Annotated in this window: 13 protein-coding genes; 4 read left to right on the top strand and 9 right to left on the bottom strand. The window is 74.0% G+C overall.

Annotation, left to right across the window (positions count from 1 at the left end; all coding sequences use genetic code 11):
• Positions 1-119: 119 nt before the first annotated feature.
• A complete protein-coding gene (locus tag HIR71_RS15730) occupies positions 120-1,436 on the top strand; it encodes a lactate racemase domain-containing protein (RefSeq protein ID WP_311836327.1) in 1,317 nt (438 codons plus the stop codon).
• A gap of 36 nt (positions 1,437-1,472) precedes the next feature.
• Positions 1,473-2,354, top strand: coding sequence for a D-hexose-6-phosphate mutarotase (locus HIR71_RS15725; protein ID WP_169326018.1), 882 nt, complete (start codon positions 1,473-1,475; stop codon positions 2,352-2,354).
• Between the two features lie 108 nt (positions 2,355-2,462).
• Here the strand turns inward: HIR71_RS15725 and HIR71_RS15720 are convergent, their stop codons facing one another.
• The 3 genes from HIR71_RS15720 to HIR71_RS15710 all read right to left on the bottom strand — a co-directional run bounded on the left by HIR71_RS15720 (position 2,463) and on the right by HIR71_RS15710 (position 3,575).
• Positions 2,463-2,711: a hypothetical protein gene (locus HIR71_RS15720; protein WP_169326017.1), complete on the bottom strand. Its 249-nt coding sequence runs from the start codon at positions 2,709-2,711 to the stop codon at positions 2,463-2,465.
• Positions 2,712-2,815: 104 nt separating this feature from the next.
• Complete coding sequence (locus tag HIR71_RS15715; protein WP_169326016.1) at positions 2,816-3,070, bottom strand: hypothetical protein; 255 nt, start codon at positions 3,068-3,070, stop codon at positions 2,816-2,818.
• A 91-nt stretch (positions 3,071-3,161) separates the two neighbouring features.
• The gene (locus tag HIR71_RS15710; RefSeq protein ID WP_169326015.1) at positions 3,162-3,575 is read right to left on the bottom strand and encodes a DUF5997 family protein; all 414 of its coding nucleotides are present in this window, start codon (positions 3,573-3,575) and stop codon (positions 3,162-3,164) included.
• A gap of 111 nt (positions 3,576-3,686) precedes the next feature.
• Between HIR71_RS15710 and HIR71_RS15705 the strand changes: the two genes are divergently transcribed.
• Positions 3,687-4,742 (top strand): LysR family transcriptional regulator, encoded by a 1,056-nt coding sequence (locus tag HIR71_RS15705; protein ID WP_169326014.1) that lies wholly within the window; start codon positions 3,687-3,689, stop codon positions 4,740-4,742.
• 12 nt (positions 4,743-4,754) lie between these two features.
• Here HIR71_RS15705 and HIR71_RS15700 read toward each other — a convergent pair whose 3' ends face one another.
• Genes HIR71_RS15700 through HIR71_RS15690 form a run of 3 tightly spaced genes read right to left on the bottom strand, consistent with a single transcriptional unit; the run spans position 4,755 to position 8,242 of the window.
• Entirely contained in the window at positions 4,755-6,599 is a 1,845-nt protein-coding gene (locus HIR71_RS15700; protein WP_169326019.1) for a glycoside hydrolase family 15 protein, read from the bottom strand.
• Positions 6,600-6,614: 15 nt separating this feature from the next.
• Positions 6,615-7,517, bottom strand: coding sequence for an alpha/beta fold hydrolase (locus tag HIR71_RS15695; protein WP_169326013.1), 903 nt, complete (start codon positions 7,515-7,517; stop codon positions 6,615-6,617).
• A complete protein-coding gene (locus HIR71_RS15690; RefSeq protein ID WP_169326012.1) occupies positions 7,514-8,242 on the bottom strand; it encodes a DUF72 domain-containing protein in 729 nt (242 codons plus the stop codon). The genes HIR71_RS15695 and HIR71_RS15690 overlap by 4 nt, the downstream gene beginning before the upstream one ends.
• A gap of 197 nt (positions 8,243-8,439) precedes the next feature.
• On the opposite strand from HIR71_RS15690, the gene HIR71_RS15685 reads away from it, so the two are divergent.
• Entirely contained in the window at positions 8,440-9,219 is a 780-nt protein-coding gene (locus tag HIR71_RS15685) for a class I SAM-dependent methyltransferase (RefSeq protein WP_169326011.1), read from the top strand.
• 30 nt (positions 9,220-9,249) lie between these two features.
• Here the strand turns inward: HIR71_RS15685 and HIR71_RS15680 are convergent, their stop codons facing one another.
• The 3 genes from HIR71_RS15680 to HIR71_RS15670 all read right to left on the bottom strand — a co-directional run bounded on the left by HIR71_RS15680 (position 9,250) and on the right by HIR71_RS15670 (position 11,793).
• On the bottom strand, positions 9,250-10,170 hold the full coding sequence (locus HIR71_RS15680) for a phytanoyl-CoA dioxygenase family protein (protein WP_169326010.1): 921 nt from the start codon (positions 10,168-10,170) through the stop codon (positions 9,250-9,252).
• A gap of 100 nt (positions 10,171-10,270) precedes the next feature.
• Positions 10,271-10,900 carry a nucleoside/nucleotide kinase family protein gene (locus tag HIR71_RS15675; RefSeq protein WP_169326009.1) on the bottom strand — a complete coding sequence of 210 codons (630 nt, stop codon included), beginning with the start codon at positions 10,898-10,900 and terminating at the stop codon, positions 10,271-10,273.
• 29 nt (positions 10,901-10,929) lie between these two features.
• Entirely contained in the window at positions 10,930-11,793 is an 864-nt protein-coding gene (locus HIR71_RS15670) for a pentapeptide repeat-containing protein (protein WP_169326008.1), read from the bottom strand.
• Positions 11,794-11,985: the final 192 nt, after the last annotated feature.

Raw genomic sequence — 11,985 nt, 5'->3', positions numbered from 1 at the left:
AGACCCCGCATATCTCATGCTGGACGTCGAACGCGTCAAGCGAGCAGGGCGATGACCTGGTGGCACCTCGGGTGCATCAGCGCCCCATCGGGGAGCGCCGACACAAGGATGGTGGACCAGTGAGCGACGTCGTCGGCAGCCGGCCCAGCACCTCCGTGCTCGAGCCCGGACGGGAGAGCGGTCTCGGCGCGGCCACCGTGGGCGGGGCGGACTCGGTGTTGACGGACCACCAGGTGACCGGCTTCGTCCGCGAGCAGCTCGACGCGCTCGACCTCGACGGGCGCAGCCTCCTCGTGATCGTCCCCGACGGGACCCGGAGCGTGCCGCTCCCCCTGCTCTTCGAGGCCGTCCACCGCGCGGCGCACCGCCGGGTCAGCCGGCTGACCGTGCTCGTCGCGCTCGGCACGCACGCCGCGATGGCCGAGCCCGACCTGGCCGCGCGACTCGGCTACTCCCCCGGCGCCCTCGCCAACACCTACCCGGGCACCACGGTGCTCAACCACGAGTGGTGGAAGCCCGAGACGTTCGTCTCGGTCGGCACCATCCCGGCCGACCGGCTCGGCGAGCTCTCCGAGGGTCGGCTGGTGCGCCCCGTCGAGGTGCGGCTCAACCGCGCGGTGGTCGAGCACGACGTGACGCTGATCGTCGGTCCGGTGCTCCCGCACGAGGTCGTCGGCTTCTCGGGCGGCAACAAGTACCTGTTCCCCGGTGTCGCGGTCCAGGACGTCATCAACGTCTCGCACTGGCTCGGTGCGCTGATCACGAGCCAGGACATCATCGGCACGCGCGGGATCACGCCGGTGCGCGCCCTGATCGACGAGGCGGCCTCGCTGGTGCCTGGCGAGCGGTACGCGCTGTCAGTCGTCACCGAGGCCGGCACGGACGGCCTGCACTCCGCCTCGTTCGGCACGCCGCAGGCGTCCTGGGAAGCAGCGGCGGAGATCTCGGCCGAGACCCACGTCCACTACCTCGAGAAGCCGGTCCGCCGGGTCCTGTCGCTCGTCCCGACCAAGTACGAGGACATGTGGACCGGGGCCAAGGGCTTCTACAAGGTCGAGCCCGTCGTCGCGGACGGCGGCCAGGTGGTGCTGTACGCGCCACACATCACCGAGATCAGCGTCATGCACCCCGAGATCGTCGAGATCGGCTACCACTGCCGCGACTACTTCGTGAAGCAGTGGGACCGCTTCAAGGACGTCCCGTGGGGCGACCTGGCGCACTCGACCCACCTCCGCGGCGCCGGAACCTACGACGCCGAGCACGGCGAGCGGCTCCGGGTCACCGTGACGCTCGCGACCGGCATCCCGGAGCACGTGGTCCGTGCCGCGAACCTCGACTACCTCGACCCCGCGCTCGTCGACGTCGAGGCGTGGGCGGCCGATCCCGACACCATGGTCGTGCCCGACGCCGGAGAGGTCCTCTTCCGCCTGCGCTGAGCGGACCAGCGCTTCCCCACCGACCCCGGAGGTCCGATGTCCGCACTTCCCCCCAGCATCCGACTCGAGTCCGGGCCCGGCGGGCTCGCGCGGCTGCGGGTCGAGGGCGTCGCCGGAGAGGCCGTCGTCTACACGCACGGGGCCCACGTGGCGCAGTGGAACCCGGTCGACGCCGATCCCGTGCTGTGGCTCAGCCGCCGGAGCCGGTTCACCCGCGACACGGCGATCCGTGGCGGGGTGCCGATCTGCTTCCCCTGGTTCGGCCCGCACCCCGGGCGGCCCGACCTGCCCTCGCACGGCTTCGCCCGGCTCGCGGAGTGGTCCCTGCTGGAGGCGCGCGAGGTGGACGACGACGTCGTTCTCGCCTTCCGTCTGACCGACACCGAGGCGACCCGGGCGAGCGCGTGGCCGCACCGGTTCGACGCCACCTACACCGTGCGGGTCGGGGCCGAGCTCACCCTCGAGCTCCACGTCACCAACCTGGACGACCACGAGCTCTCCTACGAGGAGGCGCTGCACACGTACCTCGCCGTGGCCGATGTGCGAGCCACGCGCGTGACGGGCCTCGAGGGCACGCCGTACGTGGACAAGCTCGGCGGCCCTGACCCCGTGCGATCCGACGAGGCGGTGACGTTCACCGGCGAGACCGACCGGGTGTACCTGGACACCGGCCCCATCACCATCGTCGAGGACGTCGCGGGCCGACGTGCCGTCACGGTCACCAAGCACGGCTCGGGCTCGACCGTCCTGTGGAACCCGTGGATCGAGAAGACGGCCGCGACGGCGGACCTCGGGGACGACGACTGGACGGGCATGGTCTGCGTCGAGACGGCCAACGTGGGCGGCGCCGAGGTGCGGCTCGCACCCGGCGCCAGCCACGCGCTGACGGCCACGCTCGCCGTCGCCCGGCTCGCCTGAGCCGGGGTCGCGCCCGGTACCGGGCGCGTCGCGACCGACGCCGTCGAGCCACACGAGATCGACTCGTCGCGACCCCGGTGAACCTCGTGTCGCTGAGCTACGCGAGCGTCAGACGACCCGCGGGTTGCTCGTGGGCGCGTCCGGGAGGTCCGGAGTCCCGGCCGGGTCGGGTGCGTCGAAGGCGCCCGAGCGGGTGTGGTCGTCGACCGGGTCGTCCTCGACGTCGGTCCCGGCTGCCCGGGACGGCTGGTCGATCCCGTCCGCCTGGATCTTCTCCGCGTCGGTCTCCAGCCCGGCGACCTCACGTGCCTCCCGGTCGGCGTCGACCGGCCGCTCGATGTTCTCGTTCGAGACCATGGCGTGCTCCTCTCGTCAGCGTCTGACCGTACGCCTGCGCGAGTTCTCGTGCGCGTCGAGATCGGTCCCCGCCCGATCGGCCGTTCGCCGTTTGCCGGGTGACGTCAGCGCAGGTTGATCGCCACGAGGTGCTGGCGGAGCGCCGCGAGGGCGCGGAGCTCGGCGTCGAGCGCCTCGAGGTCGCTGTTCGACCACACGTAGCGGTACCCGGGCTCGCGGGGGTCGCCGACCTCGAGGAGCACCGGTGCACCAGGCTGCTGCAGGCCCGTGTGCGTGCGGACGCGGGGCAGCTCGGCCAGCAGCGCCTCGAGCCGCGGCGCCGCGGGGGTGTGCTCGAGCCTCGGGACGGGGGTGCGCACGTCGTTCTCTCCCTCTCCGGACCCGGGACGGATCCGAGAAGCGAGGAACGGTCGGTGCCGCGTCAGGTACCTCCGGCTACGGGGTCGACGCTCAGTCCGCGCCGCCGGTCGCAGCGCTACGGGAGCCACGGGCGGCGTCGCGCGCGGCGACCCGCTCCTCCTCCGCACGGACGCGGTTGTACGTCACCCGCTCGTGGAGCAGCCACTGAGGCGGGTCCTGGGCGAGCCGGGTGATCTCCTCCGTGGTGAGCGGCTCCGTCAGCCCGCCCCGGGTGAGCCCCGCGATCGAGACGCCGAGACGGCTCGCGACCACGTCACGCGGGTGCGGGCCGTGCTCGCGGAGCGCGGTCAGCCACGCGGGAGGCGTGCTCATCAGTCGTCCCAGCTCCGAGCGCGAGATCGAGGGCGCGTCGCGGAACTCGGACGGCGCAGCGGGGAGGTGGATCCCCAGCTTCTTCGCGGCCGTCACCGGCTTCATGGTCTGCTGCTGGCGGGCCGGGCTCATGCGCCGAGGGTATCGCCCGGGGCGGGCAGGTCGGCCCGAGCGCCGACGCACGTCGGCGGCTGGGCCTGCTCTCCCCTAGCCTGGACCGGCCGACAGAGACGAGGGACCGGCGTGGGCATCGATCCGGCGCGACTGGCGTACTTCGTCGCGGTGGCTGAGCGGCTGCACTTCGGCCGCGCCGCCGCGGAGCTCGGGATCGACCGCCGGGCCCTGAGCCGCGCGGTCGTCGAGCTCGAGGCCGAGCTCGGTGTCGCGCTCTTCGTCCGCCCCGCCGGGACGACGCGACTCACGGACGCGGGCCGCGACCTGCTCGCGCGGGCGCACGAGGACCTCGCGAGCACGGCCCCGGCCGTGCCGACGGGCACGGGCTCCGAGCCCGGCCCGGGCGTCGCCGCCGGCGCACCGACGCCCGCGCACGCGTTCCGGATCGGGATCGCACCCGGTGTCGTGGTCTCGAAGTGGACGCGGCTGTGGGGCGAGCGCCGGCCCGACGTCGAGGCCCAGGTGATCCCGACGGATGCGGCCATGCAGGTCACGGCGCTGCACGAGGGACTCCTCGACGTCAGCTTCGTCCGGCTGCCGGTGCCGGCCGAGGGTCTCTCGGTGATCCCGCTCTACAGCGAGGTGCCCGTCGTCGTGCTGCCGCGGGACCATCCCCTGGCCGACGCCGAGTCGTTGTCCGTGGTCGAGCTCGCCGAGGAGCACCTTCTCCAGGACCCGGCGACGGTGCCCGAGTGGTCGGCCGCCGCGGACGTGCTGCGGAGCACGCCGGTGCGCCCACCCCCCGAGACGGCGTCGGCGGCCGATGCCGTCGCGCTGGTCGCGGCCGGCATCGGGGTGCTCGTCGTGCCCAAGTCGGTCGCCCGGCTGCACCACCGCAAGGACGTGACCCACGTGCCGCTCACCGACGTCGCGCAGACCGACGTCGGGCTGGCATGGCTCGCGGACCGGACGACGCCCGACGTCGAGGACTTCATCGGCATCGTGCGGGGGCGGTCGGTCACGAGCTCACGGTCCGGGTCCGGTCCCGGCTCGCAGCGCGGTGCCCGGGGCGGGGCGCCCGCCGAGCCGACGGGCAGGAAGAGCGCCGCACAGCCGGACGGCTCCCGAGCGGGCGGCCGCGCGCGGGGCCCGGCCGCCCGACGCAGGCCCCGACGCGCACGCTGACCGGAGCGGACCTCACGGAGCCAGGTCCTCCTCGGGCAGCGCCTCCCGCGCAGACTCGCGCCCCGCCTCGGTGGTCCGCTCGCGCTGGTGGGACGGCCCACCGCGGACCGACAGGTTGCGCGCGGTGGTGATGAGCGGCACGTGGCTGAACGCCTGCGGGAAGTTCCCGACCAGCCGCCGCGCCGCGGTGTCGTACTCCTCGGACAGCAGGCCGACGTCGTTCCGCAGCGCGAGGAGCCGCTCGAGCATCGCGACCGCCTCGTCGTGGCGTCCCACGAGCGAGTAGTTGTCGGCGAGCCAGAACGTACAGGCCAGGAACGCACCCTCACCGGGCGGCAACTCGTCGGTCTCCTCGCGCGGCTCCTGCGTGTAGCGCTGCACGAACCCGTCGACGAGCAGCTCCCGCTCGATCGCTGCCACGGTGCCCACGACGCGCTCGTCGTCGGCCGGGAGGAAGCCCACCAGCGGCACCATCAGCAGCGCCGCATCCAGCGCGCTCGAGCCGTAGTACTGGGTGAACGTCCGCCGGACCGGGTCGTAGCCGTGCTCCAGGATGTCCGCCGCGATCTCGTCGCGCAGCTCGCGCCACTCGTCGAGCGGCCCGTCGAGCCCGAACTTCTCGACGCTGCGCACCGCGCGGTCGGCGGCGACCCAGGCCATGAGCTTCGAGTAGGTGAAGTGCTGCGCGCCGCCGCGCACCTCCCAGATCCCCTCGTCCGGCTCGCGCCACCGTTCCGCGACGATCCGCAGCAACGCCTTCTGGAGCGCCCAGGTGCTCGCACCGGACCCGAAGCCCGTCGTCCGCGCCTGGTACAGCGCGTCCATGACCTCCCCGTACACGTCGAGCTGGAACTGGTCGACGGCCTGGTTCCCGATCCGGACCGGGTTGCCCTCGTAGCCCGGCAGCCAGTCGGCGACGTACTCGGGCAGGCGGCGCTCCCCCGCCACGCCGTACATGATCTGCACCTCGGCCGGGTCGCCCGCGATGGCGCGGAGCAGCCAGCGCCGCCAGTCGCGGGCCTCGGTCTCGAACCCGGCGTACATGAGGGCCTGGAGCGTGATCGTCGCGTCGCGCAGCCAGCAGAACCGGTAGTCCCAGTTGCGGACGCCGCCGAGCTGCTCGGGGAGCGACGTCGTCGGGGCCGCCACGATGCCGCCCGTCGGGGCGTAGGTGAGCGCCTTGAGGGTGATGAGCGAGCGGACGACGGCGTCGCGCCACCTCCCGTCGTAGGTGCAGTGCGAGAGCCACTCCGCCCAGTACTCGAACGTCTGCCGCAGGGCGTGCTCGGCGTGCACCGGCTTCGGCGCGGAGCGGTGCGACTCCCGCCAGGTGAGCACGAACGGCATGCGGTCGCCCGCCTCGAGGATGAACTCCGCGACGGTGGAGAGGTCCTCGCCCCGGGTCTCCACGGGCGTCCGGAGCCAGCAGGAGTCGGGACCCGCCACCGCGACCAGCGCACCCTCGGCCTGGCGCACCCACGGCACGACGCGCCCGTAGTCGAAGCGCATCTTGAGGTGCATCCGCATGGGGACTCGGCCCGAGACGCCCTCGGCGATGCGGACGACGTCGGGCGCCTCACCGCGGGGAGGCATGAAGTCGATCAGGCGGACGGTCCCGTCAGGGGTGTCCATCTCGGTCTCGAGGACCAGCGAGTCGCCGACGTAGCGTCGCCGGGTCGCCGTCACCTCGCCGGCCGGGGCGATCAGCCACCGGCCGTGCTGCTCGGTGCCGAGCAACGCGGCGAAGACGGCGCCGCTGTCGAACCTCGGCAGGCAGAGCCAGTCGATCGAGCCGTCCCGCCCGACCAGCGCTGCGCTCTGCGTGTCGCCCAGCAGCGCGTAGTCCTCGATGCGCATCGCCACGTCCGCACGCTATTCCCGGCGCAGGGATGTGGCACGTCCGGTGGGCCCGGTCGAGCGGACCCGGTCCACCACCAGGGCCGCGACATCCGCGGAGCGCAGCTCCGGGAGCCAGTGCCCGGCGTCGAGCACCTCGAACCGGTAGGGCCCGACGACGTAGCGCCCCGTGAGCTCGGCCGCGCGCCGCCGGAGGGCGGGGTCCCGCGATCCCCAGACGTAGGTCGTCGGGACGCGGCTGCGGCGGACCGGCTCGCCGCCGCCCCGCAGGGCGAGCGGCAGCGCCCGGTACCAGGAGAGGGCGGCGGACAGCGCGCCGGGCTGCCGCATCCGCGCGGCGTACCGGGCAGCGAGGTCCCGGGGCAGTCCCGTCCGCACGAGCAGGGGCTCCAGCGTCGGTGCGAGCAGGAACTCCGGGAGCCACGGCACCTGGAACAGGCCCATGTACGACGACGCGATCGCCTGGACGCCCGGCAGGGACGCGCGGACGAGCGCCGCCGGGTGCGGCGTCGACACCACGGTGACGCTGCCGACCCGGTCGGGCGCCCGGCCCGCGAGGGCCCACGCCACGGTCCCGCCCCAGTCGTGGCCGACCACGTGCGCACGCTCGAGGCCGCGGTCGTCCAGGAGTGCCAGGACGTCGTCCGCCAGCTCGGGGATCGCGTAGGCCCGCCGGCCACCGGGCCGCGCACCGGGTGAGTAGCCGCGCTGGTCCGGCGCCAGGGTGCGCAGGCCGGCATGGTGGAGCGACGGTGCGACCCGGTCCCACGCGCGCGAGTCCTGAGGAAAGCCGTGGAGCAGCACGACCGGAGCGCCCGCGAGGGGGCCCTCGTCGCGGACGTCGAAGACGAGCGACCCGCGGCGGAACTGCCCCGCCCGACCCCCCGGCGTCGTCCCCAGGACGTGATCCGCCGTCATGCGGGCACCAGGCGTCGCAGCGTGAGCGCGTTGCGCACGGCGTTCGCGTCGCCGTCGTTGTTGAAGTACGCGTAGACGTCCTGGCCGGCCCCGTCCCACTCCCGGACGCGGTCGGCCCACCAGCCGAGGTCGGCGTCCGAGTACGAGCCGCCGTAGAGGTGCTGGTGGTCGGGCCCGTGGAGGCGGACGTACACGAACGGCGCGGTCGCGCGCAGCACGCACGGCAGGTGCGCGCCGCTCATCACGCAGGAGGCCGCGCCGTGGTGCTCGAGCAGCGCGAACACGTCGTCGTGCAGCCAGCTCGGGTGGCGCAGCTCGACCGCGACCCGGACCCATCGAGGGACCCGGCCCAGGAAGAAGTCGAGACGCGCGTCGTCCCGGGCCATGCCCGGCGGCAGCTGGACGAGCAGCACGGCGCGCCGGTCGCCGAGCTCGTGCCACGACGCCGTGATGCGGTCGACCCACGCCTCAGGTGCGTACAGCCTCTTCGCGTGCGTGAGCCCCCGGGGCGCCTTGACCGAGAGCTGGAAGCCCGGCGGGAGGCGCTCACGCCAGCGTGCGAACGTCGCCGCGCGCGGCCACCGGTAGAAGCTCGCGTTCAGCTCGACCGTGCCGAACTGCTGGACGTAGTGCCCCAGCCGGTCGACCGGCGGCGAGCCGTGCGGGTAGAGGGCGTCGTGCCAGTGGCCGTAGCTCCAGCCGGACGTGCCGACGTGCACCGCCACCCCGACCCCCTTCCCGCTGCGTCCGCCCACGCCGCGGCCCTGCGGCGCGCGACAATCGTCAGGATGCCACGCGTCCGACCGGCCGGCCCGCCTCGTCCGATGCCCGTCACCTCTGGAGCGCCGATGCCGCCGTCCGTCCCTCATGCCCGACGTCATCCTGCGCCCGCAGCTCCGCGTGCCCACGTGACGAGCGCGCGATGAGCGCGCGACAGCTCGCCTGGCGGCTCTGCTACGAGGCGCTCGCTGCCCGCTCCACGAGTGCGGAGTGGTCCTTCATGAACTACGGGTTCGCGCCGCTCGACCCCGGCGAGGAGCGGGTCGTCCTGCAGCCGGAGGACGAGGCGGACCGGTTGTGCCTGCAGCTGTACGCGCACGTCGTCGGCGGGACGGACCTCGGAGGCACGGACGTGCTCGAGGTCGGGTCCGGTCGGGGTGGCGGCTCGTCGTACCTGGCGCGCTACCACCGACCGCGGTCCGTCACGGGGGTGGACTTCTCGGCCTCCGCCATCCGCCTCAGCGCACGCACCCGGACGGCACCGGGGCTGAGGTTCGTGCGCGGCGACGCCCTTCAGCTGCCGTTCGGGGCGGGCACGTTCGATGCGGTGGTCAACGTCGAGTCGTCGCACTGCTACGCCTCGATGCCCGCCTTCCTCGCCGAGGTCCGGCGTGTGCTGCGTCCGGGCGGCGAGCTCCTGTGGGCCGACCTGCGGCGTGCCGCCGACGTGCCGGCGCTCTGGGCGCAGCTGGCCGGCTCGGGTCTCGAGCTCGTCGAGCAGCGGGACATCACCGCTCACGTCCTGGCGTCGTTGCGCTCCGACAACGACCGGAAGCTCGCGCTCATCGACGCGTGGATCCCGCGCGCGTTCCACCGACCGTTCCGGCGGTTCGCGGGCATCGAGGGGACCGAGAACTTCCGCTCGTTCGAGCGTGGCGAGCGGGCGTACCTGAGCGCGCGGCTGGTGCGACGGGACGCCTGAGCCGGTCGCCTGCGGCCGTGGGGCGAGCGCTCAGGACTTCCGCTGGTCCATCTTCAGACCCTCGAACGAGTGCTCCGTGCGGTACGGCGGGAGCTCGTCCGCCGTCTCCGCGACGATCTCGAGGCTCAGCCGGCTCCGGAGCGCGTCGTCGAGCGACTCGGCGTACGCGCGGGACATCCGGATCCGCGGTGGCGTCGGGTCCGCGGGGTCCTTCTCGCGCAGGACGATCGCCCGGTCGTCCGGGGACGTGATGCCGAGGATCGCGACCTGGCGCATCCGGGCGGCGGTGCTCATCGCGGAGCCGCGGTGCAGCATGAGGCCCGAGCGGATCGAGAAGTTGCCCATGCGCGCGTGGAACGACTGCATGCGCGCCTCGAAGTGGCCCTGCTGCGAGTCCGGCGGGAACATGCCGCCCTCGAGGTCGGCGCTGTCGTCGAGGTGCGTGCCGAGCACCCCCTGGAAGGGGCCGTCCACGACGTCGACCGCCGTGGCGTTGACCGCGATCGAGGTGAGCCGCCCCTCGTTGCGGGTCGCGTCCGGCATCGGGAAGTCGCGGTGCCACGGCTGGTCCTGCGCACCGGGCAGCGGGATGTCCGTCCCGAGCTCGACGATGCGCCAGTCGGGCCCGAGCATCTGCTCGGCCACTGCCCCGACGACCGGATGGCTCGCGAGCTCGACGAAGCCCCGCAGTCGCTCGGCGTACGGCTCGAAGTAGAAGCGGTTCCACCCTCGCGCGGCCACGCCACCCGGCGTGCGGAGCGCGAGGCCGAGCTCGCGGGAGAGGTCCTCGTCGAGCTGCTCGGCCCAGCTCCGCGGGAGCGCGTCCCGGACGACGGCGATGCCGTCGCGGTAGACCTGCTCGGACAGGATCGCGGCGTCGTGGCCTGCCTCGGTGGCGCCGGTGCCCCCGCCGACCGGCGTGCTGTCCTGGGCCGCGTCGAGCGTCGTCATGGTGTTCTCCGAGCGTGGTGCGTGGTGCCGCGGCGTGCGACGTCGGCGGGAAGCGTAGGCAGATGGACCACCGCAGTGGAAGACGCGACGAGCAGCCGCCTCACACGCGCCGCACCAGCGCCGGGTGCCGCGGGTCGTCGAGGCGGACGACGACGTCGGCCGCGTGCTCGGGGTCGACCTGGTCGGCGTAGCGCGCGTAGGCAGGCAGCGTCCACCGCTCGTCCGGCGGCGTCCCGCGCTCGAGGGTGGCCGGGCGGACGGCGAGGTGGACGGTGAGGTCGAGGTCGAGCCACCGGCCCAGCAGCAGGCTGCCCTCGAGCACGAGCACCGTGCCGGGCACCGCCTCGACGCGGGGCGCCCGGGTGGCGCGGTCACGTACCGGGTCCCACAGCGACGGCAGGTGGTGGCCGCTCCCGCCCGGTGCGAGCGGGTCCAGCACCTCGCGAGCGAGCGCGGAGGCGTCGAGCGCGTCGTCGTACAGCGCGTCGGGGTCCTCGCGCCCGTGCTCCCAGCGCAACGAGGCCGGTCGCAGGAAGTCCGTCGCGCGCACGCGCGCCACGGGCCGTCCCGCCGCCCGCAGCGGATCCACCAGCGCGGCCGCGAGCTTCCCCGGACACGTCGGCGGTGCGCCGTCGATCGCGACGCGGAGCCACGTCGGGGCGCCGCGCGCGAGGATCTCGGCCACGACGAGGTCGACGACGCCCTGCGGAGTGGTCGGCTCGACGCGCACCGGGTGAGGGTACGGCGCGGCGGCCGAGGCTACCGGCGGGGCCCGCGTCCCTCCGTCGTCCAGTGGGCGGGCCGGTCCAGCGCGGGCGGGATGCGCGTCGAGGCGTCGCCCTGCGCGGCGCCGAGCTGAGGCTGCGTCAGGAACAACGTTCCGGTGAGGTCGGCACCCCGCAGGTCCGCCCCGCGCAGGTCGGTGGCGATCAGGTCCGCACGGCGCAGGTCGGCGCCCCTCAGCCGGGCGCCGATGAGGTAGGCACCCCGCAGGTTGGCGCACCGCAGGTCGGCGCCCTCCAGGTCCGCCCCCATGAGGTCGGCCCCGCGCAGGTCGCGGCCCGGGGCGCCGCCGGCCGCACGCGCGAGGTCGCTCACCCGCCCGAGACGGGGGGCGACGCGGGCCCGGGTCGCGCCGACGTCGGCCGCGACGACGGTGTCCGCGTCCTGCCGGGTCAGCTCGTCGACCCGGTCGAACGCTGTCCGGAGCTCGTCGTGGACGGTGCGCGCCTCGTCGAGCTCCAGCGCCTGCGCGAGGTAGAAGAGCAGCTCGTGCAGCTGACGCACCACCCCGAACGCGTCGAACATCTGCCGGGCGGTCTCCGGCGAGCCTCGCCAGTCCCGGCCCCCGAACGTCACCTGGGCGACCTTCTGTCCCGCCCCGAAGCAGTCGTACGCGGTGCAGCCGGGGAACCCGTGCTCGCGCAGCTGGTCGTGGATCCCGCACCGCGAGTCGGTCCGCAGGTGGCGGCACGGCACCCCGGCTTCCTTGTCGAAGGCGAAGTCGACGGACGCGGTGAACGGGAGGGCGACGCAGCAGAGCCCGAAGCACCGGGCGCAGTCCGCGCGGAGGGTCGCCTGGTCGATCGGGTGCGCGCCGCCGGCAGCTCGCTCGTCCTGCATGCTCGCGCTCCAGCCGCCGGTCCTGCTCTCGAGGCTAGGCGCCCGCCGGCTGGGCTGTCCAACGACCGACCTGACATGAAGATGGCTGCCAGGCCACGGGCGCTACGGGCGTCAGCCGGTGGCGGGTAGTGGGTTGAGGGTGACGTCGTAGCCGAGCTGGCGGAGTTGGGTCAGGGCGCGCTGCTTGGTCTT

It is taken from the genome of Cellulomonas fimi, from assembly GCF_012952065.1.
Lineage (GTDB): Bacteria > Actinomycetota > Actinomycetes > Actinomycetales > Cellulomonadaceae > Pengzhenrongella > Pengzhenrongella fimi_A.
The sequence above is the reverse complement of the archived record's forward strand: the minus strand, read 5'-3'. Positions and strand labels throughout refer to the sequence as shown.

What these genes read in the sequence shown, in the direction of transcription:
- HIR71_RS15680 (WP_169326010.1), bottom strand. Translation starts at nt 10,170, where the DNA reads ATGACGACGCTCGACGCGGCCCAGGACAGCACGCCGGTCGGCGGGGGC.
- HIR71_RS15710 (WP_169326015.1), bottom strand. Translation starts at nt 3,575, where the DNA reads ATGAGCCCGGCCCGCCAGCAGCAGACCATGAAGCCGGTGACGGCCGCG.
- HIR71_RS15670 (WP_169326008.1), bottom strand. Translation starts at nt 11,793, where the DNA reads ATGCAGGACGAGCGAGCTGCCGGCGGCGCGCACCCGATCGACCAGGCG.
- HIR71_RS15725 (WP_169326018.1), top strand. Translation starts at nt 1,473, where the DNA reads ATGTCCGCACTTCCCCCCAGCATCCGACTCGAGTCCGGGCCCGGCGGG.
- HIR71_RS15695 (WP_169326013.1), bottom strand. Translation starts at nt 7,517, where the DNA reads ATGACGGCGGATCACGTCCTGGGGACGACGCCGGGGGGTCGGGCGGGG.
- HIR71_RS15685 (WP_169326011.1), top strand. Translation starts at nt 8,440, where the DNA reads ATGAGCGCGCGACAGCTCGCCTGGCGGCTCTGCTACGAGGCGCTCGCT.
- HIR71_RS15720 (WP_169326017.1), bottom strand. Translation starts at nt 2,711, where the DNA reads ATGGTCTCGAACGAGAACATCGAGCGGCCGGTCGACGCCGACCGGGAG.
- HIR71_RS15700 (WP_169326019.1), bottom strand. Translation starts at nt 6,599, where the DNA reads ATGCGCATCGAGGACTACGCGCTGCTGGGCGACACGCAGAGCGCAGCG.